The sequence below is a fragment of the Nocardioides sp. BGA-UO-ETr-FS32 genome (genome assembly GCF_059567905.1).
Genome location: NZ_JCAQOX010000005.1, coordinates 32,143 through 56,293 on the forward strand (window position 1 = coordinate 32,143; position 24,151 = coordinate 56,293).

At 66.3% G+C, this 24,151-nt stretch carries 22 protein-coding genes; all 22 read left to right on the forward strand.

From position 1 onward, the window contains the following. Positions 1-14 precede the first annotated feature (14 nt). The 22 genes from AC57BS_RS01955 (at position 15) to AC57BS_RS02060 (ending at position 24,144) form a co-directional block, all read left to right on the forward strand. The gene (locus AC57BS_RS01955) at positions 15-1,199 is read left to right on the forward strand and encodes an acyl-CoA dehydrogenase family protein (protein WP_496409818.1); all 1,185 of its coding nucleotides are present in this window, start codon (positions 15-17) and stop codon (positions 1,197-1,199) included. A gap of 356 nt (positions 1,200-1,555) precedes the next feature. Then, complete coding sequence (locus AC57BS_RS01960) at positions 1,556-2,326, forward strand: ABC transporter ATP-binding protein (protein ID WP_496409843.1); 771 nt, start codon at positions 1,556-1,558, stop codon at positions 2,324-2,326. After that, positions 2,323-4,254 carry an AMP-dependent synthetase/ligase gene (locus AC57BS_RS01965; RefSeq protein WP_496409819.1) on the forward strand — a complete coding sequence of 644 codons (1,932 nt, stop codon included), beginning with the start codon at positions 2,323-2,325 and terminating at the stop codon, positions 4,252-4,254. The genes AC57BS_RS01960 and AC57BS_RS01965 overlap by 4 nt, the downstream gene beginning before the upstream one ends. Next, a complete protein-coding gene (locus AC57BS_RS01970; RefSeq protein WP_496409820.1) occupies positions 4,254-5,138 on the forward strand; it encodes a branched-chain amino acid ABC transporter permease in 885 nt (294 codons plus the stop codon). Before AC57BS_RS01965 ends, AC57BS_RS01970 begins: the two co-directional genes overlap by 1 nt. Positions 5,139-5,140: 2 nt before the next feature. Further along, the gene (locus AC57BS_RS01975; protein WP_496409821.1) at positions 5,141-6,199 is read left to right on the forward strand and encodes a branched-chain amino acid ABC transporter permease; all 1,059 of its coding nucleotides are present in this window, start codon (positions 5,141-5,143) and stop codon (positions 6,197-6,199) included. Positions 6,200-6,271: 72 nt separating this feature from the next. Beyond that, positions 6,272-7,507, forward strand: a complete 1,236-nt coding sequence (locus AC57BS_RS01980; protein ID WP_496409822.1) for an ABC transporter substrate-binding protein — start codon at positions 6,272-6,274, stop codon at positions 7,505-7,507. A gap of 27 nt (positions 7,508-7,534) precedes the next feature. After that, positions 7,535-8,329: an ABC transporter ATP-binding protein gene (locus AC57BS_RS01985; RefSeq protein WP_496409823.1), complete on the forward strand. Its 795-nt coding sequence runs from the start codon at positions 7,535-7,537 to the stop codon at positions 8,327-8,329. Further along, positions 8,326-9,555, forward strand: coding sequence for a phenylacetate--CoA ligase family protein (locus AC57BS_RS01990; protein WP_496409824.1), 1,230 nt, complete (start codon positions 8,326-8,328; stop codon positions 9,553-9,555). Before AC57BS_RS01985 ends, AC57BS_RS01990 begins: the two co-directional genes overlap by 4 nt. A 49-nt stretch (positions 9,556-9,604) precedes the next feature. Further along, complete coding sequence (locus AC57BS_RS01995; protein ID WP_496409825.1) at positions 9,605-10,654, forward strand: MBL fold metallo-hydrolase; 1,050 nt, start codon at positions 9,605-9,607, stop codon at positions 10,652-10,654. Next, a complete protein-coding gene (locus AC57BS_RS02000; RefSeq protein WP_496409826.1) occupies positions 10,651-11,841 on the forward strand; it encodes an acyl-CoA dehydrogenase family protein in 1,191 nt (396 codons plus the stop codon). Before AC57BS_RS01995 ends, AC57BS_RS02000 begins: the two co-directional genes overlap by 4 nt. Beyond that, entirely contained in the window at positions 11,838-12,953 is a 1,116-nt protein-coding gene (locus tag AC57BS_RS02005) for an acyl-CoA dehydrogenase family protein (protein ID WP_496409827.1), read from the forward strand. The genes AC57BS_RS02000 and AC57BS_RS02005 overlap by 4 nt, the downstream gene beginning before the upstream one ends. A 134-nt stretch (positions 12,954-13,087) precedes the next feature. Beyond that, positions 13,088-14,137, forward strand: a complete 1,050-nt coding sequence (locus tag AC57BS_RS02010) for a phosphotransferase family protein (RefSeq protein WP_496409828.1) — start codon at positions 13,088-13,090, stop codon at positions 14,135-14,137. 123 nt (positions 14,138-14,260) lie between these two features. After that, positions 14,261-15,028, forward strand: a complete 768-nt coding sequence (gene fabG, locus AC57BS_RS02015) for a 3-oxoacyl-ACP reductase FabG (RefSeq protein ID WP_496409829.1) — start codon at positions 14,261-14,263, stop codon at positions 15,026-15,028. A 73-nt stretch (positions 15,029-15,101) separates the two neighbouring features. Then, on the forward strand, positions 15,102-16,331 hold the full coding sequence (locus AC57BS_RS02020; protein WP_496409830.1) for an acyl-CoA dehydrogenase family protein: 1,230 nt from the start codon (positions 15,102-15,104) through the stop codon (positions 16,329-16,331). A 26-nt stretch (positions 16,332-16,357) separates the two neighbouring features. Then, positions 16,358-17,455 carry a BtrH N-terminal domain-containing protein gene (locus AC57BS_RS02025; RefSeq protein ID WP_496409831.1) on the forward strand — a complete coding sequence of 366 codons (1,098 nt, stop codon included), beginning with the start codon at positions 16,358-16,360 and terminating at the stop codon, positions 17,453-17,455. Positions 17,456-17,457: 2 nt separating this feature from the next. After that, on the forward strand, positions 17,458-18,198 hold the full coding sequence (locus AC57BS_RS02030; RefSeq protein WP_496409832.1) for an SDR family NAD(P)-dependent oxidoreductase: 741 nt from the start codon (positions 17,458-17,460) through the stop codon (positions 18,196-18,198). A gap of 43 nt (positions 18,199-18,241) precedes the next feature. Beyond that, positions 18,242-18,727, forward strand: coding sequence for a MaoC/PaaZ C-terminal domain-containing protein (locus tag AC57BS_RS02035; RefSeq protein ID WP_275266192.1), 486 nt, complete (start codon positions 18,242-18,244; stop codon positions 18,725-18,727). Positions 18,728-19,071: 344 nt separating this feature from the next. Beyond that, positions 19,072-20,745 (forward strand): AMP-binding protein, encoded by a 1,674-nt coding sequence (locus AC57BS_RS02040; protein ID WP_496409833.1) that lies wholly within the window; start codon positions 19,072-19,074, stop codon positions 20,743-20,745. Continuing rightward, positions 20,729-21,790: a phosphate acyltransferase gene (locus tag AC57BS_RS02045; protein WP_496409834.1), complete on the forward strand. Its 1,062-nt coding sequence runs from the start codon at positions 20,729-20,731 to the stop codon at positions 21,788-21,790. Before AC57BS_RS02040 ends, AC57BS_RS02045 begins: the two co-directional genes overlap by 17 nt. Beyond that, entirely contained in the window at positions 21,787-23,151 is a 1,365-nt protein-coding gene (locus AC57BS_RS02050) for an acyclic terpene utilization AtuA family protein (RefSeq protein WP_496409835.1), read from the forward strand. The genes AC57BS_RS02045 and AC57BS_RS02050 overlap by 4 nt, the downstream gene beginning before the upstream one ends. Then, entirely contained in the window at positions 23,148-23,453 is a 306-nt protein-coding gene (locus AC57BS_RS02055; RefSeq protein ID WP_056681128.1) for an AtuA-related protein, read from the forward strand. Before AC57BS_RS02050 ends, AC57BS_RS02055 begins: the two co-directional genes overlap by 4 nt. Beyond that, positions 23,446-24,144 carry a TetR/AcrR family transcriptional regulator gene (locus AC57BS_RS02060; RefSeq protein ID WP_496409836.1) on the forward strand — a complete coding sequence of 233 codons (699 nt, stop codon included), beginning with the start codon at positions 23,446-23,448 and terminating at the stop codon, positions 24,142-24,144. Before AC57BS_RS02055 ends, AC57BS_RS02060 begins: the two co-directional genes overlap by 8 nt. The last annotated feature ends 7 nt before the right edge of the window (positions 24,145-24,151 follow it).

Genomic DNA, 24,151 nt, shown 5'->3' on the forward strand with positions numbered 1-24,151 from the left:
CCCAGGAGACAAAGATGTCCACCCATACCCACAACGAGGCGACGTCCGACTGGTCTGCAGTCATCCACAAGTTCGGTCGAGACAAGGTGCTGCCCCGTAGCAGTGAGTTGGACGCGCACCCCCAGGACATGGACCTGATCAGGTCCCTGCTGCTGGAGGTCGGTCGCATCGGGTTGTACGGAACGGTGATCTCGCCGGAGTACGGCGGCACGGGCCCGAGCAGCCTGGCCCTGCACGAGGCTGTCGACGCCTTCGCCTACCACAACGCCGGCCTCGCCATGTCGACCATGCCGACCTACCTGACCGCCCGGGCGCTGATGTCGTTCGGCACCGACGAGCAGAAGTCACGCTGGCTGCCCAAGATCGCGGCAGGGGAGGTTATCACCTCGTGGGCCGTGACCGAGCCGGACACCGGCTCCGACGTCGCCAACATCACCACGAAGGCGGTCCGTGATGGCGACGGTTGGCGGATCAGCGGCACGAAGATGTTCATCACCAACGCCAGCATCGCCGACGCCGTTCTCCTGCTGTGCCGCACCGGCGGCCCGGGGGTCAAAGAGACGTTGACTACCTTCGTCATCCCGATGGATGCTCCAGGGATCAGTGTAACTGGCGTCCTGGAGAAGATGGGGCTGCGGTCGTCCCCGACGTGCGAACTGGTCTTCGACAACGTGCCGGTCGAGGACACCGACCGGCTGGGCGAGGTCGGCGAGGGCTGGGAGGTTGCGATGGATGTGCTCGATTACGAGCGCCTGGCCATTCCCGCCATGACCGCCGGCATGGCGCAGCGCGCCCTGGAACTCTCCTCGGCGTACGCGGGCCAGCGAACGGCTTTCGGTGGCCCGATCGCGGACCTCGCACCCGTCGGCGAGATGTTGGCTGACATGGGCGCCGCACTCCTGGAATGTCGATTGCTGTACCGGCACGCGGCCGCCCTCTCCGACGCCGGCAGGCCGTCGATCGCCGAAGGATCGATCGGCAAGCTCGTCGCCGGCCGGTTGGCGAACGAGGTGACCAGCAACGCCGTCCAGATCCACGGTGGCTACGGGTACTGCCGCGAGTACGAAGTGGAACGGCTGTACCGCGATGCGCGCCTCTTCATGATCGGCGGGGGCACCACCCAGGTCCAGCGCAAGATCGTCGCGCAGCAACTGCGTCGCTCGCCCAAGTGGGGAGCATCGGCCGGTATGTGGGCGTAATTCTGGCAGCGTCGCCCCTGAACCCACGGGCACGAGCGGTGGTGCCGGTACGACTGTCGCCGCGCGCCCAGGGGTGGACTGGACCAGTCGCTGTACGAGGCGACAGCGATCTCTAGCTCGTCGATGAAGTCGATCGATCGCGCCGACGAGGTCTGCCGCGAGCTAGAAGGGACGCGCCCGGCCCCGGAGCATCGGCACGCTTCGGATCAGTTCGTCTCTCACACGGTGATCGGCGCCAGACCCTTGCGCAATGTGACGACCGCCACGATACTTGCGATCACTGACTCATTAGTCAAAAAACAGCCTGGGAGTTGATTGTGGACCCGAGTCGGGAAAGTACGCTCGAGATCACCGGAGTGACACTTCACTTCGGCGGGCTCACTGTTCTCTCGCATGTGTCGATGAGCGCGGCCGCCGGGGAGATCACCGCGCTCATCGGGCCGAACGGCGCCGGGAAGAGCTCGCTCGTCAACTGCGTCACCGGCTTCTACCGGCCCCAGGAGGGAAACATCTCTCTGTTCGGTCGAGAGACCACGGGGCTGCCCGCGCATCGCGTCGCTGGTCTCGGGGTCGCGCGCACCTTCCAACACATCGAACTCTTCCAGGGCCTCAGCGTCATCGACAACCTCATGCTGGGCAGGCACCGCCACCTCAAGGGCGGGGCTCTGTCGAACGGCATCTTCTATGGCCGTAGTAGGCGCGAGGAGCTGCGACAGCGCGCGGCCGTGGAAGACATCGTCGACTTCCTCGACATGCCCCACATCCGGAACACGCCGGTGGGCCTCCTGCCCTACGGACTGCAGAAGCGTGTCGATCTGGGTCGCGCTCTCGCCCAGGAGCCTCGCCTGTTGATCCTCGACGAGCCGATGGCCGGCATGAACGTCGAGGAGAAGGAAGACATGGCGCGCTACATCCTCGAGCTGCGTCAGGAATCGGCGATCAGCGTGATCCTGATCGAGCACGACATGGGAGTGGTGATGGACATTTCGGATCGGGTCTCCGTGCTCGACTTCGGGCGGTTCATCGCTCAAGGACCGCCGGAGCAGGTGAGGGCCGACCCGGCGGTGATCGCCGCCTACATCGGTGCGCCCGCTGGGGCCGTGACGGGGGAGGCGACCGGCCGATGACCGAGACGGTGACCTACCCCGAGCAGACCATGCCGCAACTGCTGTTGCAGCGTCTCGTCGACACCCCGGACGCCGTCGCGCTCCGAGTGAAGGATCGCGGCATCTGGAAGCCCATGACCTGGCGACAGTACGGCGAGCGCATCGAGCACCTGGCTCTTGGCATGCTGGAACTCGGCCTGGAACCGGGTGAGAACGTGGCGATCATCGGCGACAACTGGCCGCAGCACCTGATCACCGACCTCGCTGTTCAGTCGCTGCAGGGTGCCGGCGTGGTCCTCTATCCGGAGTCATCTCCGGAGGAAGTGGGCTTCATCGTGGGGCACGCGGAGTGTCCGGTGGTGGTGGTGCGCGACCAGGAGCAGGCCGACAAGCTCTTCGAGATGCAGCATGAGCTGCCTGGACTCCGGCGCATCATCTACTGCGATGGGCGGGGAATGTCGCTCTATGACTCCAAGGTGGCGATCTCCTTCGACGAGGTTCTCGCCATGGGTGCTCGACGGGCCGAGGCGAATCCGCACGAGTATCGCGAGAGCGTGGAGCGTGGCAAGAACTCCGACATCGCGATCCTGATGTACACCTCGGGGACCACGGGAGAGCCGAAGGGCGCGATGATGACCCATCTCAATGTCATCGCAGGCGTGAAGAACTTCTTCCTCGCAGAGCCGATGAAGCCTGAGTACGAACGGCTGGTGTTCCTGCCGCTGGCGTGGGCGGGCGAACGCTACTTCTCCACCGCGGGCCACATCATGGAGGGTTACCGGCTCAACTTCGCCGAAGGGCCGGAAACGCTGCGCAACGACATCCGAGAGATAGGGCCACATCAGCTGCTCGGCTCACCACGTATGTGGGAGGACTATCTCTCGTGGATCGAGGTCCGGATCGGGGAGGCCACCTGGTTGAAGCGCTCTATCTACCACTGGGGGATGAAGGTGGGGCAGCGACGCGCCGAACGCGAGTACCGCGGACACAAGGCGGGCGGGTGGACTCGAATCCAGCTCGCCGTGGCTGAGTTCTTGGTGTTCCGTCCGCTGCGGGACCATCTGGGTCTGCTCCGCGCGGAGCGGATCTACTCCGGAGGCGCCGCGCTCGGCATCGATGTCATGAAGTACTTCCACTCCCTCGGCATCCCGTTGAAGCAGGTCTACGGCCAGACGGAGGTCGGCATCACCACGACTCACTGGGACAAGATGAAGCCCGAGACGATGGGCCGTCCGGTACCTGGCGTCGAGATCGTCATCACGGAGAATCGTGAGATCGCGCACCGATCCGCGAGCGTCTTCGTGGGCTACTACAAGAACCAGGCGGCCACGGACGAGGCATTCATCGGCGATGTGCTGCGCTCGGGTGATGAGGGCTACCTGGACGACGACGGTCACCTGGTCGTCGTCGACCGCTCCAAGAACGTGGCCACGTTGACCTCGAACGAGCGTTTCAGCCCCACCTTCATCGAGAACAAGGTGAAGTTCTCCTCGTACGTGCGAGAAGCAGTCTGTTTCGGCGACGCGCGTGACTTCCCTGTTCTGTTGATCAACATCGACGGGGAAGTGGTCGGCAAGTGGGCCGAGAACCAACGGATCCCTTACACGACCTATACCGACCTCTCCCAGCGCCCGGAGGTCATCGAGCTGATCCGGGAGGAGACCGCGCGGGTGAACTCTGAGATGCCGACCTTCATGCGGGTGCCCCGATTGGCCATCCTCCACAAGGAGCTTGATGCCGACGACGCTGAGATGACGCGTACTCGAAAGGTGCGTCGCGCCCAGGTGGAGCAGAACTACGCCTTCATCATCGACGGGCTCTACTCCGATCGCACAGAGGTCGATGTCGACGCCGAGGTCACGTACCGTGACGGCCGCAAGGCGCGCATCAATACCCAGCTCACGTTGGTCGATGTCCCGGTCGAATCCGTGCAGGGGGTGCGGGCCTGATGAGCGAGTTCATGCAGTTGACGTTCTCGGGCGTGTTCACCGGGATGCTCTATGCGCTGCTTGCGTTGGGTTTCGTCGTGGTCGTCAAGGGCAGCGGAGTCATCAACTTCTCGCAGGGCGAGGTGGTCGTCCTGGGTGCGTTCGTGGTGTCGTGGCTGCTCACCGATGTTGGCGTTCCGTTCTGGTTGGGAGTTCCGGCAACCGTCGTGGTGATGATGGTGGTGGGCGCAGGAATCGAACGGTTCGCGCTGCGACCGCTGCAGAACGAGTCCATGCTCGCGCTGGTGATGGCCACCATCGCCCTGGGGTCCATCATCCGCGGGCTGGTGCCGATGATCTGGGGCGACGGTCTCCGCTCGATCCCGAGCTTGATCGACCAGCGACGCTACGAATGGTTCGGCATCTCCATTCCCACGATCACGTTCTGGTCCGCGATCATGGTGCTGGTGCTGCTTGGCGCGTTCGGCTTCTTCTTCTCTCGCAGCCGTCTCGGACTCGCGATGCAGGCGGTCTCCGACGATCGGGTTGCCGCCCAATCGCTGGGCATCAACATCCGCCTGGTCAATGCCGTGTCCTGGGCGATGGCCGGGGGGATCGCGGCACTCGCCGGTTACGTGTGGGGTTCACTGCTGGGTGTGGACAGCCGACTGGTCGTGCTCGGTGCGCTGATCTTCCCCGTGGTCATCCTCGGTGGCCTTGAGTCGATCGTCGGCGCCGTCATTGGCGGGATCGTTGTCGGCCTGGTCGAAAGTTTCTCCGCGGGCTACCTCAATGACGACCTGGGTGCTGGATTCAGCACCGTGGCGCCGCTGATCATGCTGCTTCTCGTGCTGTTCGTTCGTCCCTACGGCCTGTTCGGCAGGCCCGAGATCGAAAGGGTTTGACAGTGGCACTCATCGCCATGGAGACCGGTCGTTTTCACGAGAAGTACGCCGAGGAGATCGCTGTCTACGGAACGCCGTATCGAAGGGTCTGGATCCTGGCGGTCCTGGCAGTCACCTTCGTGGTCGTTCCCCTGGTCGCCTCGCCGTACTGGCTCGTCGTCTTGACGCTGGTCGGGATCGCTGCCGTGGGCGCCACCGGTCTGAACGTGCTGGTGGGCTACGCGGGCCAGATATCGCTCGGTCACGCTGCCTTCGCCGCCGTAGGCGCCTACACCAGCGGGCTGCTCGTCTCACGCGCGGATGCGCCGTTCTGGGTAGCCATTCCGACGGCGATGGTGGCCGCGGGCGTGTTCTCGCTGATCTTCGGGCTCGCCTCGCTGCGGGTGAAGGGCCTCTACCTGGCCATTGCGACGCTGGCGGCCCAATACATCGTGCAGTGGATCCTGTCGTCCTGGACCTGGATCACCGGCGGGTTCCAAGGCATCGTGATCTTCGAGCCCATCCAGGTCGGGCCCCTCGACACCACGACGCCGACGGGCAAGTACCTGCTGGTCTTCATCGCCCTGGCACTGGTGGTCATGTTCGTGGAGAATCTCATGCGATCGCGCTCCGGGCGCGCGATGATCGCGGTCCGTGACCAGGACATCGCGGCCGCCGGCTCCGCGGTGTCCCCGCTGCGCTACAAGCTGCTGGCCTTCTTCATCTCCTCGGCCATCGCCGGACTGTCCGGGGTGCTGTACGGCTACAACGCCGGCCTGGTCTCGACCGAGGTCTTCACCCTCGCGCTGTCGGTGCAGTATCTGGCGATGATCCTCGTCGGGGGCCTCGGCTCGATCCCGGGTTCGATTCTCGGCGCCGCCTTCATCACGATGCTGCCGATCTGGCTGCGTGACCTGTTGCCGGCCGTGGGCATCGAGCTCTCGGCGAGCGTGGAGGTGCACCTGCTCACCATGCTCTTCGGTGTCGCCATCCTGCTCTTCCTGGTCCTCGAGCCTCGTGGGCTCTACGGGTTGTTCCGAAATGTCAAGGACTACTTCCGAATGTGGCCCTTCTCGTACTGATGGGCGGCCTGCGTGTGAACACGTCTCGGACTATCGATCGAACCGATGATTGGAGAAGCTGTGAAGCGAAGAATGACGAAGGGTGTTTCGCTCGCACTCGGGCTGGCCTTGTTCGCCACCGCGTGTGGGGACGACGGCGGCGGCGAGGGCAGCGAGGGAAGCTCGGGTGAAGACATCGTGATCGGTGTCGCCGGAGCTCGCGTGGGCGCGATCGCCAACGTGGGGGAGGGCGTCGGCGAGGCGGTGAACGACTGGTTCGAGATGGTCAACGCCAACGGCGGCATCAATGGCCGGAAGGTGAAGATCGAGGAGATCGAGACCAAGTACGAGGTGCCCCCAGCACTTGAGGCGTTCGCCCGTTTCCAGCAGTCCGGCGCAGTCATGGTGGCGGTCGAGGGCACAGCCCTGAGTGACGCCCTGACGCCGGTGTCGGAGCAGTCCAAGATCCCGATCATGTTCCCCGGCCAGGGAAACCTCGACACGGTCGACGGCGAGGCGTTCCCCTACGCCTTCCCTGCCGGTCCACTCTACGCACACCAGGCGACGGCAACAGTGCAACAGCGGGTCGACGAGCTGGGCAGCGACATCAGCATCGGATGCGTTGCCTGGGAGCCTCCGCCGGGCCGTGAGTACTGCGAGGGAGTGAAGAACGCGACCGAGAGCCTCGGCGCCGAGTTCGCCGGTGAGGTGGTCATCCCCGCCGCCGCCGCCGACGTCGACGCCCAGGTGCGTGGCGCCGTCGCTCTCGACGCCGACGTCGTGCTGCACGCCGCCATCTTCGGTCAGGCGGTGCTGCTGCTCAAGGGTCTCTGCGACCAGGCTCCGGACCTGCCGGTTGGCGCCTGGCACTGGGCCATCACCCAGAACGAGATCAACGGCGCCGGAGCGGAGTGCATGGAAGGCAAGTTCGGCGCGTCCATGTCCACGCTGCCCTCCGACGAACCTGAGGCCGTGCAGATGCTGCGCGACTACTGGGAGGAGAGCGGCTCCGACCCCAACCCCGTGCTCGAGGAGAACTCCTTGTACGGCAACGGCCTTTACATCGCGACGGTGATCGAGGAGGGCATCCGTCAGGCTCTCGAGATCGTCGGCGACGACGGCGAGGTGACCGGCGAGGTGATGAAGCAGGCGCTGGAGTCCATCGACGGCTACGAGGGATACGGCGTCACGTGCCCGATCACGATGAGCGAGAAGGACCACTCGGGCAATAGGGCCGTGAACATCTATGAGATCCGCGACGGCAGTTGGGACCGGGTTGGCGACTGCGTCACCGGCCCCCCCGTGACCAACGAGCCCGACGTCAGCTGACGTAACGCGAGCACAGGAGGCCTGAGGATGCTGAAGCTGGATGGCGTCGAAGTCGTGTACAACCGTGTCGCCCTCGTTCTGAAGGGGGTGTCCCTCACCGTCCCGGCGGGTCAGATCGTGGCGTTGCTGGGCAACAACGGTGCGGGGAAGACGACGACGCTGCGAGCGATCTCAGGCCTCCTTGCTCACGAACGCGGAGAGGTGGTCCGCGGCCGGATCACCTGGGGGGACAACTCGCTTCGAGAACGATCGCCCGACTACATCGTGCGTCAAGGCATCGTGCAGGTGCTCGAGGGACGTCGTGTCTTCGAGCACCTGAGTGTCGAGGCGAACCTGCTTGCGGGCGGATACACCGCGGGTTCCATGCGCAGCAGCCGGAGCGAACTGGAGATGATCTACACCTACTTCCCTCGGTTGGCCGACCGCCGCAGCCAGCGGGCGGGCTTCCTTTCGGGAGGCGAGCAGCAGATGCTCGCCATCGGCCGTGCGCTGATGGCGCACCCTCGCGTCATGTTGCTCGACGAGCCGAGCCTCGGGCTCGCGCCGGTGCTGGTCTCGGAGATCTTCGAGATCGTGGAACGGCTGAACAGGGAAGAAGGGGTGACGGTCGTCCTCGTCGAGCAGAACGCCGAGGCCGCCCTGCAGATCGCCCATCATGGATACGTGCTCGAGGACGGCCGGATCGTGCTTGAAGGGCCTGCGGACAAGCTCCGGCAGAACCAGGACGTCGCGGAGTTCTACCTCGGCCTGAGCGGGGTCGGCGAACGCAAGAGCTACCGAGACGTGAAGACATATCGGCGCCGGAAGAGGTGGCTGGGATGAACGACCTCTCAACGGTCCACGATCCCGACGAGACCCGTCGCCCGGAGGAGCGCAGCGAGGCCCAGCAGCGGCGGATCTCCGCGCTGCTGCCCAACCTGTGGGATGCGTCGCCGGCGTGGCGGCGGCGGCTGCAAGGGTCGAACGTATCGCCGACCGACTTCGGCGCACCGGACGTGTTGACCCGGTTGACGCCGGTCGCGAAGAGCGATCTGGTGGCCTTGCAGGCGGAGGACCCGCCCTTCGGCGGGTTCTTCATCGGAGACCTGACGTCGAGTTCGCGGGTCTTCATGTCGCCAGGTCCCATCTACGACGCGCAGCTCGGCACCACCGACATCGGCGGCTTCGCTCGGGGCCTGAGAGCGGGCGGGTTCGCGCGCGGTGACATCGTGCTGAACACGTTCGCCTACCACCTCACGCCGGCCGGCCACGCCTTCGAATCGGGTGCTCTGTCGCTCGGCTGCGTGGTCGTCCCGGCGGGCACGGGCAACACTGAACAGCAGGCCAGGTTGCTCAAGGACCTACCCGTCACCGGCTATATGGGTACCCCGTCGTTCCTGCGGATGCTGGTCGAACGTGCCGACTGGCACTTCACGACGGCCTGCGTCGCAGCGGAGAAGCTCACCGAGGACGAGCGCGCGGTGCTGGAGTCGCGCGGAGGACGTGTGTCCCAACTCTACGGGACCGCTGATCTCGGATATCTCGCCGGAGAGTGCGAGGCCCGCGCCGGCATGCACCTCACCGAGGACAAGGTGATCGAGGTCTTGGACCCGGCCACCGGCGAAACGGTTCCGGAAGGGGAGATCGGCCAGGTGGCTGTGACGACCTTCTCGCCCACCTACCCCTTCCTGCGGCTGACCACGGGAGACCTGACTCGGGTCGTCAGTACCGAGATGTGCGAGTGCGGCCGCACGTCGGCGCGCATCGCAGGCGTCCTCGGCCGCGTGGGTCCCGGTGTGAAGGTCAGGGGGATGTTCGTCTACGAGCACCATGTCCGCGCTGCCCTGGAACGTCATGGTCTGGGCGTCGGACGTTTGGTGATCAGACGCGTGGCGGGGCAGGACACGCTGACGCTCGAGATCGTCGAACCCCTCTCCGACGAACAGCAGGGGGACCTGCTGCGCACCCTGCGTGACGAGATCAAGTTGCGCGCCGAGATCGAGATAGTCCCTGAGGTCGACGCAAAGACCCCGCAACTCGTCGACGCTCGCGAGATTTGGCAGGCATGAGGCGTTCGCCGTTATACCGCCTCCGCACAGCTGAAGTGGGAGATCTCGCATGAGTATCCCCCCAGCATGGACCGAGCCGACCGCAGAGCAGGTTGCCGAGGAGGTCTTCCGCATTCCGCTGCCACTGCCCAACGACGCCCTCCGGGCGGTCAACGTCTATCTCATCCGCACTCCCGACGGTCCGGTGTGCGTGGATGCCGGCTGGGCACTGGAGGAGTCCAGGCGCGCACTCGACGAGGGCCTGCACGGACTGGGCCACGAGGTCGGCGACATCACCCGCTTTCTCGTCACTCACGCCCACCGCGACCACTACACGCAAGCCGTCACCATACGGCGGGAGTTCGGCACCCACGTGTCGCTTGGCATCGGCGACCGCGACGCCATCGACTACTTCAACTCGGGAAAGAGCGTCGTTGATTCGCAGTATCGGCGGCTGATCGAGGCTGGTGCGCCCAAGTTGGCCGAAGGATGGCGCACCGAATCGGCCGGCCACAGCGTCGAAACCCGACTGTGGGACGGACCCGACGAGTGGCTGGACGGCGATGGTGAGATCGCCGTCGGTGGCCGCACGCTAACGGCCCTCGCCACGCCGGGGCACACCCGCGGTCACTACGTCTTCGCCGATGCCGCCTCCGGCCTGCTGTTCTCCGGCGATCACGTGCTGCCGACCATCACGCCGTCGATCGGCTTCGAGCCCGTGCCGTCGCCGCTGCCGTTGAGCGACTTTCTGAGCTCGCTGGCCAAGGTGCGCGCACTGCCGGACATGATGCTGCTACCGGCGCACGGGCCCGCAGCGACCAGTACGCACCAGCGCATCGACGAACTGCTGGCCCACCACGACGAGCGGCTGCGTGTGTGCGAGGACCTGGTCGCCGGTGGCTGCCGCACCGCGGCGGAGGTCGCGGCGGAGATCCCGTGGACCCGCCGCGGCTTCGCTCTGTCCAGCCTGGACGTCTTCAACGCCATGCTTGCCGTGCTGGAGACCGACGCCCACCTCAAGCTCTTGGCCGCCCAGCAGCGTCTCGAGCGGTGCACGGATACGACGGTGCCTTCCTACCACGTCCCGAACTCCCACCTTGATGACCCGGAGGAGCGATGAACACCCAGACCGATGTCGCGGACAAGCTGTCCGAGAAGGTCACGACCTTCTTGGCCGAGCACGACCCCGTGACCACCGACCGCGTCGAGTTCCTGCGCGCTCGCTTCGACGCGGGCCTCGCGTGGGTCCATTTCCCGATAGGTCGCGGTGGACTCGGCCTCGCGCCGGACTTGCAGCAGCAGGTGGACGCCAGGTTCGCCGAGGCGGGCGCCCCCGACAACCATCCGCGGATCAACGTGATCGGGCTCGGCATGGCAGCGCCGACCCTGATGGCCTACGGAACCGAGGACCAGCTCGACACGTTCCTGCGTCCGCTGTGGACCGGGGAGCAGATCTGGTGCCAGCTGTTCAGTGAGCCCGGCGCCGGGTCGGACCTGGCGGCCGTTGCCACGAGAGCCGTTCGTGACGGCGACCACTGGGTGGTCGACGGCCAGAAGGTGTGGACCTCGTCAGCACAGAACGCCCAACTCGCCATCCTGCTCGCACGCACCGATCCCGACGTGCCCAAGCACGCGGGCCTGACCTACTTCATCTGCGACATGACCGACCCCGGGATCGAGGTGCGCCCGCTTCGCCAGATCACCGGGGAAGCCGAGTTCAACGAGGTGTTCCTCACCGGCGTCCGGATCCCCGACTCCCAGCGTCTCGGCGCCGTCGGCGAGGGATGGAAGGTCGCCAACGCCACGCTCAACAACGAGCGCCTCGCCATCGGCGGGGGACCCGTGCCGCGAGAGAGCGGCATGGTCGGAGTCGTCGCGGCGGCTTGGCGGGCCAACCCCGGCCGGCGGCCCGACCTGCACGCCCGATTGATGGAGCTCTGGGTCGAGTCGGAGGCGGCTCGACTGACCGGCCAGCGACTGCGCCAGAAACTGGCAGTGGGTCAGCCCGGCCCGGAGGGCGCGGCGATGAAGCTGACCTTCGCACGGCTCGCTCAGCAGCTCAGCGGCCTGGAACTCGAGCTGCTCGGCGAGGTAGGCCTGCGGTACGACGACTGGACGTTGCGACGGCCGCTCGAGGTCGACTTCCTCGGCCGCGGTCCCGGGTACCGCTACCTACGAGCGAAGGGAAACTCCATCGAGGGCGGCACGTCGGAGATCCTGCTCAACATCGTTGCCGAACGCGTTTTGGGACTGCCGCCAGAGCCCCGCGTCGACCGCGATGTCCCGTTCAAGGAGTTGGTGAAGTGACCGAGTTGAACCTGCTGTACACCGATGTCGAGGACGACCTGCGGCGTACGATCCGTGACCTGCTCGAGGACCGCCTGGATCCGTCGGCAGTGATCGCCATGTACGACGGCGACCGAACGGTCGTCGATCCCCTGTGGAAGGCGATCACCCAGGACCTCGGACTCGCCGGGCTGCTCATACCGGAGGCCGAGGGCGGCGTCGGTGCGTCGGCGCGCGCCGTCGCCGTCGTCTGTGAAGAGCTGGGCCGGGCGGTGGCACCGGTCCCCTTCCTCACCAGCGCCGTGGTCGCGACCATCGCCGTCGCGGGGTCGGGCCACGAGGTGGTGGCCGACCTGGCGGCCGGTGCGACCACAGCGGCACTCGCAGTGCCCTTCACCACCGCGCCCGAGGGCCCGCTGCCCGCTCTGGTCGCGACCAACGGGGCGCTCACCGGAACCGTGTCGAGTGTCGCCGGAGCGCTGGAAGCGGATGTGCTGCTGGCCCCGGTCGAGGAGCCCGACGGGCTGGCGATCTACGCCGTGCCTGTCGCCGCAGCGACGGTGCAGGCGGTCGCCTCCTTGGACATGTCACGGCAGCTCGCCGACGTCAGCCTCGACGCGGCGCCGGGCACACGGGTGCGGGGCGATGCCGCCGACAGCGTGCGCGCAGCGCTCCGTGCGGGTGCCGCGATGCTGGCATCGGAGCAGGTCGGTGTCGCGTCGTGGTGTCTGGCCGGCACGGTCGACTACCTGCGCGAACGTCGCCAGTTCGGACGGCAGGTCGGCAGCTTCCAGGCACTCAAGCACCGGCTCGCCGATCTTTATGTCGGGGTGGAGTCGGGCACGGCCGTGGCCCGCTATGCCGCTGCCGCGTTGGCGGCCGACGACAGCGATTGCGAGGTAGCGACCGCCATCGCCGCGTCCTACTGCGGCAATCTCGCCGTCACCGCTGCCGAGGAGGCGCTGCAGCTGCACGGCGGCATCGGCATGACCTGGGAGCATCCCGTGCACCTCTACCTCAAGCGCGCGAAGACCGACCAGCTCGCATTCGGACATCCGGGGGAGCACCGGCGCCGGCTCGCGGACCTGGTCGATCTGCCGTTCGACGCATCAGACGCTGGGAAGAGTCAGTAGATGGTTGATCTGCGGCTCCCCGCACCGCCGAGCAGCGCGGATGAGCTCGACCCGTTCCATTGCCCGCTCGGACGCCGCGAGCGCGTGTCTCCGCACGGCGGCTGGGTCGGCGAGCCGGCAGAGCGGGGGGCCGCGTGAGTGCGACTTCGACGGTCCTGAGGAGTGCCGAGCTCGCTTCCATTGCGCGGATCATCGAGGGAGCCGGTGAGCCGGTGGCCGGTCCACTCAGTGCCCGTTTGATCACCGGCGGACGCTCCAACCTGACGTACTTTCTCACCGATGGCAACCGGCGCTGGGTGATGCGCACTCCACCTCGCGCCGGCCGGACGCCGTCGGCTCATGACATGGCGAGGGAGTATCGCGTCACGTCGAGCCTGCTGCATACCGACGTCCCAGTGGCGCCGACGGTGGCCCTGTGTGAGGACGAGTCCGTCATCGGCGCACCCTTCGCGATCGCGGAGTTCGTCCCGGGACTGTGTGTGCAGACCCGCGAGCAGTTGGACGAACTGGACGACGCGACGGTCTCCGCTGTCGCCGATTACTTGGTGCAGACGCTCGCCGCCCTGCACCGCGTCGACTACGACGCCGTGGGACTGTCAGGGCTCGGTCGACCAGGCGGCTACGCTCAGCGTCAACTCAAGCGCTGGTCCGGACAGTGGGAGATCGTGGGAGTCGATCGGCTGAACGCGCTGGCAGGTGACGTGGGCCGTCGGCTCGCCGCCGCGGTACCCGAACAGAACGCCGCCAGCATCGTTCACGGCGACTACCGCATCGACAACACCATTGTGGACCTGGGCGCCAACTCCCCTGCCGACCGGGTGCGGGTCGCGGCTGTCGTGGACTGGGAGCTGTCCACCCTCGGCGACCCGATCGCCGACGTGGCGATGATGTGCGCCTACCGCGACCCGGGATTCGACCTCATTCTCGGCGCCCCGGGTGCATGGTCGAGCCCGCGGCTGCCGGACGTGCCCAGCCTTGCTGCGCAGTACGAAGCCGCAGGCGGCGTCACCCTCGCCCACTGGGACTTCCACATGGCGTTGGCCTACTACAAGATCGCCGTCGTCTCCGCAGGCATCGACCACCGGATGCGTGCCGCGGGCGACCCTGGACAGGCGCACGACTCGCCCGGGGACGCGGTGGAACCGTACTTGGAGCTTGCCAGCCGAGCACTCGGGCGCCCGTGAGATGGACGATACCGTCGCTAGAGCCGACGCCCTTCGCTCCAGCTGCTCATCGTGGCGCGGTCCGAGCCGTGCTTCGAAGATCTTCGTCGTCACCGTCAACGTCAACGTCACAGAAGGTGCCATATGACCACAGCCACCACCATGAACCGGATAGCGATCGTGACCGGTGCGGCTCGCGGTATTGGAGCGAGCATCGCCCGCCGGTTGGCCTCCGATGGACTCGCTGTCGCGGTGGCCGACCTCGACCAGTCGGCGTGCCAGGCCGTCGTCGATGAGATAGAGGCGGCAGGCGGTCGCGGCTTGGCGGTCCGCGTCGACGTCAGCGACGAGAAAGCCGTCCAGGACGGCGTCGAGCAGATCGTCGCCCACCTGGGTGAGCCGACCGTCCTGGTCAACAACGCCGGCATCATCCGCGACAACCTGCTCTTCCGTATGACCGTTGAGGAGTGGGACGCCGTGACCAACGTGCATCTCCGCGGCTCGTTCCTCATGGCTCGCGCCGCCCAGGGGTTCATGACCCAGGCCGGCTGGGGACGCATCGTCAACCTGTCCAGCACATCCGCCCTGGGCAACCGAGGGCAGGTCAACTACTCCGCCGCCAAGGCGGGCATCCAGGGGTTCACCAAGACCCTGGCCCTCGAACTGGGGAAGTTCGGTGTCACTGCCAACGCCATCGCGCCCGGGTTCATCCAGACCGACATGACCGCTGCGACAGCGGCTCGGATCGGCATGCCGTTCGAGGACTTCAAGACCGCCGCAGCCCAGGAGATCCCTGTCGGCCGTGTGGGCCAGCCCGACGACATCGCGAACGCCGTGTCCTTCTTCGTCAGCGAGCGAGCCGGCTTTGTGTCAGGACAGGTCCTCTACGTTGCGGGAGGACCTCACACATGAAATGGCCTCGCAAGAATTCGCAAAATGAGCCATTCATGGACGCAGGCCCCAACGCACACAAGGAGAAGAACTGATGGATTTCGGGCTTGATTCGCGCACGGAGGAGCTGCAGAACGAGCTGCTGGATTTCATGCGGACGCACGTATATCCGGCCGAGGCCGTGTTCGACGAGCAGCTGGAGGAGGCCGAGAACCGGTGGGCGTGGGACTCGGCACCGGTCATGGTCGAGCTGCGCGCCGAGGCCCGCAGGCGAGGATTGTGGAACCTGTTCCTTCCCGGGGACGAAGGTGCCGGGCTCACCAATGTGCAGTACGCCGTGCTGGCCGAGATCTCGGGTCGCAGCCCACACCTAGCACCGGCGGCGATGAACTGTGCCGCTCCGGACACCGGCAACATGGAGCTTCTGTCGATGTGTGCCAACCAGGAGCAGAAGGAGCGCTGGCTGATGCCGCTGCTCGCCGGCGAGATCCGATCGTCGTTCGCGATGACGGAGCCCTCGGTCGCCTCCTCCGACGCCACCAACATCGCGACCAGCATTGTCCGGGACGGCGACCACTACGTGATCAACGGTCGGAAGTGGTGGATCACGGGCGCGATGAACCCCAACGCAAAGATTTTCATCGTGATGGGCAAGACCGACCCGGACGCCGAGCGGCACCGGCAGCAGTCCATGATCCTCGTCGAGCGGGACACACCCGGCTTCGGCATCCACCGGGGCCTGACCGTCCTGGGCTACGACGACCACCAGCACGGCGGCCATGCCGAGCTCTCGTTCGACGACGTCAGAGTGCCGGCCGGGAACCTGGTGGGCAATGAGGGCGATGGGTTCACGATCGCTCAGAAGCGCCTGGGGCCCGGCCGGATCCACCACTGCATGCGGTCGGTCGGTGTCGCCGAGCGCGCGATCGAGCTGATGTGCGCCCGCGCGGACGACCGCGTCGCCTTCGGCAAGCCGCTGTCGGAACAGGGTACGGTCCGCGACTGGATCGCCGAGGCGCGCGTGCGGGTGGAGCAGCTGCGGCTGCTGGTGCTCAAGACCGCGTGGCTCATGGACACTGCCGGCGTCAAGAGCTCCCACGCCGAGATCCAAGCCATCAAGGTGGCCACCCCGGCCACGGTCGAGTGGATCCTCGACAAGGCGATCCAGGTCCATGGGGCCGGTGGCCTGTCGCAGGACTTCCCCCTCGCTTCGATGTTCGCCTCGATTCGGACGCTCCGATTCGCCGACGGGCCGGACGAGGTCCACAAGAACGGGCTCGCCCGGTCAGAGCTCCGCCGCCAGGCGGCCGCGCGGGTCGAGTAGCGCCAGAACCGCCCGGAGGAGATGACATGACGACTCAGAACAACCTCGCACAAGAACCGAGCCGGATCCTGCTGGACTATCCGCACCGGGTGGCAGGGCACTGCGGATCCGGAGCGTTGAGGGATCTGGTGGAGTGGGCTGGTCTGGGCTGGGCGGAGGTGCCGAGCGAAGGTCTGGTCTTCGGGATGGCCGGTGGCCTCGGCTTCACCTATCTCCGGATGTCCGGGCTCACCCCGCCGGTCTACCTCGTCGGACGCAGTGATGGATTCGAGATAGACCTTCCTACGAGGCTAGGTGCAGAGGTCGAGGTGCGTCGGACCGACGATCCCGGGATCGGTTGGTACTGGGTCCGCCGCGAACTCCAGCACGGCCGCCCCGTCCTGTTGTGGGCCGACATCGCCGAGCTGCCCTACCTCAATGTCCGCCTGCAAATGGGCCGGCACGACATCGTGGTGATCGGCTACGACGACGACACCGAGACGGCGTTCGTGGTGGACAACGACCGAGCCGAGGTGCAAGAAGTTCCCTACGACGCTCTTGCGCGGGCGCGTGCGTCGCGGTCGTTTCCCGTGCCCACGAGGCACACGACGTACTTCGTGAACTGGCCCCAGATCCTGCCCGATCTGCGCCCGACCGCGGCTTCGGCCCTCGTGGCCTCGGTCGAGAACATGGAAGCAGCGGCGACCGCGATCATCCCGGACACATCGGCGCTGCCGCCGGATGCTGTTGCTGCCGCCGGAGTCAGTGGAGTTGCGGCATTCGCCGAGGATGTCGACCGGTGGCCGGCGGTCATGTCGGAACCAGAAATCGATGGCACGCTCCGCGCGCTCCACGCCTTTGTGGAGAAGGCCGGGACCGGGGGTGGCCTGTTCCGCCGGTTGCAGGCGGCGTTCTGCTTCGACGTGGCGCGGCTCACCGACTGCGCTGAGGTGGCCTCGGCCGGCACCGCGCTGCTGCGATGCGCCGACACGTGGTCGGCTGTGGCTGCGGCGGGGCGTAGTGACGGTTCGACGCTCGAGCGCTGGCGACGGGTCCACGAGCTCGCCGCGGCGCTACCCACCCACGAGGACCAGGCCGTCGCCGAGATGCGCCGAGCGGCGGCCGAACTGGCGAGGATGTCCTGATCATGGACTTCATCGACCGCACCTTCCTCGTCTCCGGCGGCACCTCTGGACTGGGCCGGGCAACCACCCGGGCGCTTCTCGAGCGCGGCGCCAACGTAGTCGCTGCCGACCTGAAGGGCGAGGCGCCCGCAGGCGCCATCTTCGCGCCGACCGACGTCACCGACTCGGCCCAGGTCCAGGCCGCTGTGGACACTGCGGTGGAGCTGGGCGGCTTCGCCGGAGCCGTCAGCTGCGCCGGGATCACGGGAGCGGCCAAGGTCCTCTCCAAGGGCGAGCCGCACTCGCTCGACGTGTTCCTCAAGGTGTTGCAGGTCAACCTCGCCGGCACCTTCAACGTCGCCAGGCTGGCAGCCAAGGCGCTCAGCGAGGGCGAGGCCGGCCCTGACGGTGAGCGCGGAGTGATCGTCAACACCGCCTCCGGGGCGGCGTACGACGGCCAGATCGGCCAAGCGGCGTACTCCGCCTCCAAGGCGGGCGTCGTCGGCATGACGCTGCCCATGGCGCGCGAGCTCGCGACCCACGGGATCCGCGTCATGGCCATCGCGCCCGGGCTCTTCCTCACCCCGATGCTCGAGGTACTACCCCACGCGGCACGCGAGTCGCTCGCCCAGCAGGTGCCGTTCCCGGCGCGGCTGGGCGACCCGATGGAGTTCGCCGACCTGGTCTGCCACATCATCGAGAACCGCATGCTCAACGGCGAGGTCGTCCGTATCGACGGGTCCATGCGGATGGCAGCTCGATGATCCGCGCAGGCACCGCGAGTTCTGTCGCCCGGATCGGTGGACTGTGAGCCGGGACGTCGGTGCGACCGCCGACGACAACAGCCACATCGTGCACGCCGAGGATCTCACGCCCGGCCAGGTGATCCAGCTCGGCTCCCACACGGTCTGCGAGAGCGAGATCATCGCCTTCGCGACGCAGTGGGACCCGCAGTTCTTCCACCTCGATCCCGCGCGCGCGGCAGCCGAGAGCCAGTTCGGCGGCCTCATCGCCAGCGGGCTGCACACCCTCTCGATCTACCAACGGTTGTGGGTGGACAGCCGCACGCAGCCGTGGCGCGTCATCGCCGGCGCCACCATGAGTGACGTGGCGTTCCTTCGCCCGGTTCGCCCCGGGGACGTCCTCACGGGGCACACCGTGATCGACGATGTACGTTTCGAGCCCGACAAGCATCGCGGCCGCGTCACCTTCGCAGGCGCACTCGGCAACCAGGACGACAAGCTCGTGCTCCGCGTCACCACGGCCGTCTACCTCGGAGCGAGGACCGCGTAAGGGCTGCACAAGCGCGTCTACGTCCGCCGCCCCCGGGTCCGCACGACCGCCCCTTGCCGAGGCGCATTCCTGAGCACGCGGTTCCCGACTACGCCGGAGCCGCCGGGCTGCTGCAACACGCCCCTCGACGAGGAGTACGGCCGCGGGAGCGGCGACTTCGGTCACGAGGCGGTCGTGGCCCCACGAGAGGGAACTCACCACCCGTGGCGACTCACCGCCCCGGGGGTTGACCTCGCGATCTGACCGACGGTAGGTTCATCGACCAGCGTTCGAAAGAGCTGCAGCCTCACCCTCGGTCGGATCGGAACCGACGTCGAAAGCTCCACTACGGAAGGAAAAGTGCCTTGCCCATTGCGACCTACGAGCCAGGCGGGGAAACGCTGGCGGACCGGCTGGCGGTTGCGCGGGTTCACAATCCCGAGCAGGAAGCACTCGTCTGCTATCAGGACGACGGCACGCGCGTGACGAGGCTGACCTACGAGGAGCTCTACCAACAGGCATTGGCCATCGCCAAGGGGTTGAACGCGCGAGGTGTCGGCCACGGAGATCACGTAGCCCTGTGGCTCCCGAACGGACCCGAGTGGGTCCTGTTCCAGCATGCGACCGCGATGCTCGGCGCCGTTCTCGTCCCGGCGAACTCCTTCTACCGGGAGGCCGAGTTCGAATACCTGCTGCGCCAGTCGGACGCGGCGGTCCTGGTGTACACCCCCCGGTTCCTCAACCTCGACTACGAGCAGGCTCTGAGGAACCTTGCCCCTGAGTTGGAAAGCAGCGGTGCACACAGGTTCGACCGGTTCCCCATGCTGCGCGACGTGGTGTGTGTCGGGGAGGAACCGGGCCTGCCGGGAGCCCGGAGTCTCCAAGCCCTGGTGGATGGCGGGCAAGCGATGACCGACGAGGACCTGTTCAGGATCACGGCGGACGTCAAGCCCGACGACGCGCTGATGATCATGTACACCTCCGGCACCACAGGGGACCCGAAGGGGTGCCTCTTGTCACACGCCAACCTCCTGACGAACTCCTTGCACTTCAGTGAGTCTCTGGAGCTCGACGATGACAGCAGGTACCTCATTCCCATCCCGTTCTTCCACAATGGTGGTTGTGTCCTGGGCCTGCTGAGTGCACTTCAACGGGGATCGACCCTCATCTCCATGGACAGGTTCGTGCCCGCACTGGCCCTCCGCATCCTGGCCGAGGAGAAGTGCACGCACACCGGTGGGGTTCCGACCATCTACATCGCCCTGTTGCACGATCCCAGCCTCCAGGAGTACGACTACAGCAGCATGAAGATGGCGTTCATGGCGGGCGCGCCGTGCCCGGTCGAGGTCAGCCGGTCTGTCGAGAAGGCCTTCGGGATGACGATCATCATCGGTCTGGGCATGACCGAGAGCTCCCCACTGATCACGATCTCGCGCAAGGAAGACCCCTTCGAACAGCGAGTGGGATCGGTGGGCCGCCCGAAAGGTTGCGAGGCGAAGATCATCGGCCCGGACACTGGAGAAGAGGTGGGCCCGGGTGTCGACGGCGAGCTGCTCACCCGGGGCCCCAACGTCATGCAGGGCTACTACAAGATGCCCGAACAGACCGCTCAGGTTCTCGACGAGGACGGCTGGCTGCACACAGGCGACATGGTCAGGTGCGACGAGGATGGGTTCTACTACGTCACCGGACGCCTCAAGGACTTGTACATCGTGGGAGGCGAGAACGTCGCCCCCGCGGAGGTCGAGGCATTCATGCGCACCCACCCGGCCGTTCAGGACGCCTATCTCGTCGGCGTCCCGGACGAGAAGTACGGCGAGGTCGGGCTCGCGGTCGTCCAGTTGAAGGCAGATCACGAGGCGACGGAGGCCGAACTCATCGACTACTGTCGGGGAAAACTTGCCAGCTTCAAGGTTCCTCGATACGTCGAGTTCGTCACCGAGTACCCGCTGACGCCGGCCGGCAAGGTGAAGAAGTTCATCTTGCAGGACGCCTACACGAAGTCCATGGACCTCAAAGGCTATGGTCCCACGGCCTGAACTTGCTCCGAGCGCGGGTACGAGTACCGGCGCGTGGAGAGACATCGAGAACGTCTCGTCGTCGTCGCGAGTGGCCTTCATCGAAGGTGACGAGCCACGGATGCTGCGAGCAGCGGCCCTCGCGACGCAAACCGGCCTCTGCCGACCGGTGCTCCTCGGGAAGCGGTCGGAGATCCAGCGTGCTTCCCGGGACCAGGGCATCGACGTGGGTGCAATCGACACGCTCGATGTCAGCGACCCCGCCGTCCGTGAACAGTTGGTGCGCGACTTCGAGCGTCAGGTGGGCCCGGCGACCGACCTTCGCAGCGCGACGCTGTCGAACCCCGCTGCCTGGGGTGCGACGCTGGTCCGGTGCGGATGGATGGACGCAGCCATCGGAGGAACGCGTACCACCAGTGCGGACATGCTCCGTGCCGGTCTCTCGTGCATCGGGCTGGCGCCGGAACGATCCACCGTCAGTGGAGCGATCTTTCTCGACACTCAGCGACCGGACGTCGGATCTGGAGGCACGCTCGCCTTCGCGGATGCTGTGGTGACCCCTATGCCCACCGTCGATCAGCTCGCCGACATCGCGGCCGCCACGGCCCGATCCTGGCGAGCCTTGATGAGGACCGAGCCGCGTATCGGTTTTCTGTCCTTCTCCACGCGGGGCAGTTCCGGGTCCCCCCACGTCCAGCGCATCCGCGACGCCGTCACTCTCTTCCGACGGAGGTTTCCCGAGGAGGCCGTCGACGGAGAACTGCAGTTCGACGCAGCCGTCTCCACGGCTGTGGCGGAGCGCAAGCACGCGAGCGGCGCACTGGCTGGCGCGGCCAATGTTCTTGTCTTCCCCAGTCTCGACTCGGCCAACATTGCCTACAAAGTGGCGGAGCAACTGGGCGGCGCACGGGCACGGGCCTTCCTGCAAGGCCTCGCGAGGCCATTTGCGGACGTATCGCGGGGGTGCAGCGTCGACGACATCGTGACCACCCTTCGAATGCTGCTCTACGACACCCTGCACAACCCTGAGCCGGAGAGCAGTCGACGAGAAGGAGTGCTGAGTTGAACACGGTAAGGATTGCGAACGGACAGGCCTTCTGGGGTGACAGTCCCGCTGCGCCAGTGGCCCAGGTACGCGGTGGTGACATCGACTACCTGACCTTGGACTACCTGGCCGAGATCACCATGTCTGTCCTGCGCAAGCAGTACGAGCGTGACCCCGATGCCGGGTACGCGCGGGATTTCGTCGATCTCATGTCGGAGATCATGCAGGAGTGCCTAGAACGAGACATCAAGGTGGTTGCCAATGCCGGGGGAGTCAACCCCCAGGGTTGTGCCCAGGCTCTGCTCGATGTCGCAGCGAGCAAAGGGATCAGCGGGCTGCGGGTCGGCGTCGTCACCGGCGATGACATCATGGCGCAGCTGGACGACCTGGAGAGTGAAGGCGTGCCGTTGCAGAACCTGGACACCGGCACGTCCTTTGACGAGGTAAGAGAACGCATCGCCAGTGCCAACGCCTATCTAGGCGCTGAACCGATCGCACGCGCTCTGGCCGATGGAGCGAACGTCGTGATCACCGGACGCTGCACGGATCCCGGATTGGTTCTGGGTCCGCTCGTGCATGAGTTCGGCTGGCAGTGGGATGACTGGAACCTGCTTGCGGCGGGCACGGTGGCCGGGCACACGATCGAGTGTGGCGCCCAGGCCAGCGGCGGCAATTTCCAGGGTGGATGGCGCACCATGGACGATCTCGCGCATGTCGGGTACCCCATCGTCGAGGTGAGCGCCGACGGCACCTTCGTCGTCACCAAGCACCCGGGGACCGGGGGCGCGGTGACCACCGCTACCGTGACCGAGCAACTGCTGTACGAGCTCGGTGACCCAGCAACGTACCTGTCGCCCGAGGTGACGGCCGACTTCACCGCCCTTCAGGTGCAGGAGGTCGGCCCGGACCGAGTCGAAGTCACAGGCGCGCGGGGCCGGCCCCCGACCGACTCGTTGAAGGTGTCCATGGCCTACTCGGACGGGTTCCAGGGCGCCGCGATGATCACGTATGCGTGGCCTGACGCGATCGCCAAGGCTGAACTGGCGGACTCAGTTCTGCGGACCCGACTGAAAGACCTTGGCCTGCCCCTCCGAGCGATCCGCACCGATCTCGTCGGATACAACTCCGTTCACGGCCGGGTAGTTCCGCCGGCGGGCTCGGACCAGTCCGAGGTCGTCCTGCGGGTCTCGATCTGGGCAGACGACGCAGACACCGTGAGCAGGTTCGCAGCCGAGATCGCCCCTCTGGTGATGGGCCCGCCCGGCTTCACCGGTCTGCTGGCCGGGGGACGGATGAGGCCGAGCCGTGTGATGGCCTACTGGCCGACCCTGGTCCCCAAGAGTGTGGTGGACCCTCAAGTGATTGTGAGAGATGGCGTATGAGACTCATCGATGTGGCGCACGCACGGTCCGGGGACAAAGGCGACTCCGTCAACATAGGACTCATTGCACGTGACCGCTCGGACTACCCCTTGCTCGTCAAGGAGGTAACCGCAGAACGGGTTGCCCATCACTTCGCTGGAGTCTGCCTCGGCGAGGTGAAGCGGTACGAGCTGCCGAACTTGGGGGCGCTCAATTTCATCCTGACCTCCGCATTGGGCGGCGGAGGAACGACCTCGCTTCGGGTGGACGCTCAGGGCAAAGCCATGGGCGAGGCGCTCCTGTTCATGGAGATCGATGTCTGAGCAGGCCGATGCACACGCGTCGGAGGCCCCGGAGTACGCGGCCGGCGCAGAACCGCCGGCCAAGAGACGCAGGGAACTGCGTCAGACCCGGCGGCGTTTGGAGATTCTCGAGGCGGCGGCCGAGGAGTTCGCGATCCGCGGCTATCACGACGCGAGCCTGCAGAGGATCGGCGACAAGGTCGGGTTGTCGAAGGCCAGCCTGTACTACTACGTATCGTCCAAGAGCGACCTGCTCGCCGAGCTCTTGATCGCTGCGGTCGACTCCCAACCAGCCGAGGTGAGCGAAGGCGAACCTGCCGAACGGCTGCGGGAGTTCATGCACACACACGTCAGTCGTGTCTGCACGACCGTAGAGGGCCAGGCTCTCGCCGACAACAGCGACGTGCTCATGTCCAAGACGGCGCCCGCGAACCTGGCGGCGGCTCGACGACGGTATGAGGACGTTCTCGCCTCCATCCTGAGGTCGGGCATCGCCTCGGGAGATTTCCGGGACGTCCCTGTGCGTCCCGTAGTCAAGTTCATTTTCGCAGGCCTCAACTCGGTTCCACAGTGGTACCAGCCCAGCGGTGAGTTCCCTTTGGAGCGCGTGGTGGACGACGTCATGGGGATCCTTCTCACTGGGGTTCTTGCCGATGGCCGCTCGTCGAGCATCTCACCAGACCCATTCGACCGAACACGTACTGAGAAGTAAGGGAGAA

Coding starts and splice junctions, on each gene's coding strand:
- AC57BS_RS02000 (WP_496409826.1), top strand. CDS start 10,651: ATGAACACCCAGACCGATGTCGCGGACAAGCTGTCCGAGAAGGTCACG.
- AC57BS_RS02020 (WP_496409830.1), top strand. CDS start 15,102: ATGGATTTCGGGCTTGATTCGCGCACGGAGGAGCTGCAGAACGAGCTG.
- fabG (WP_496409829.1), top strand. CDS start 14,261: ATGACCACAGCCACCACCATGAACCGGATAGCGATCGTGACCGGTGCG.
- AC57BS_RS02060 (WP_496409836.1), top strand. CDS start 23,446: ATGTCTGAGCAGGCCGATGCACACGCGTCGGAGGCCCCGGAGTACGCG.
- AC57BS_RS02025 (WP_496409831.1), top strand. CDS start 16,358: ATGACGACTCAGAACAACCTCGCACAAGAACCGAGCCGGATCCTGCTG.
- AC57BS_RS02030 (WP_496409832.1), top strand. CDS start 17,458: ATGGACTTCATCGACCGCACCTTCCTCGTCTCCGGCGGCACCTCTGGA.
- AC57BS_RS02045 (WP_496409834.1), top strand. CDS start 20,729: ATGGTCCCACGGCCTGAACTTGCTCCGAGCGCGGGTACGAGTACCGGC.
- AC57BS_RS01980 (WP_496409822.1), top strand. CDS start 6,272: ATGACGAAGGGTGTTTCGCTCGCACTCGGGCTGGCCTTGTTCGCCACC.
- AC57BS_RS01970 (WP_496409820.1), top strand. CDS start 4,254: ATGAGCGAGTTCATGCAGTTGACGTTCTCGGGCGTGTTCACCGGGATG.
- AC57BS_RS01990 (WP_496409824.1), top strand. CDS start 8,326: ATGAACGACCTCTCAACGGTCCACGATCCCGACGAGACCCGTCGCCCG.
- AC57BS_RS01955 (WP_496409818.1), top strand. CDS start 15: ATGTCCACCCATACCCACAACGAGGCGACGTCCGACTGGTCTGCAGTC.
- AC57BS_RS02055 (WP_056681128.1), top strand. CDS start 23,148: ATGAGACTCATCGATGTGGCGCACGCACGGTCCGGGGACAAAGGCGAC.
- AC57BS_RS01985 (WP_496409823.1), top strand. CDS start 7,535: ATGCTGAAGCTGGATGGCGTCGAAGTCGTGTACAACCGTGTCGCCCTC.
- AC57BS_RS01965 (WP_496409819.1), top strand. CDS start 2,323: ATGACCGAGACGGTGACCTACCCCGAGCAGACCATGCCGCAACTGCTG.
- AC57BS_RS01995 (WP_496409825.1), top strand. CDS start 9,605: ATGAGTATCCCCCCAGCATGGACCGAGCCGACCGCAGAGCAGGTTGCC.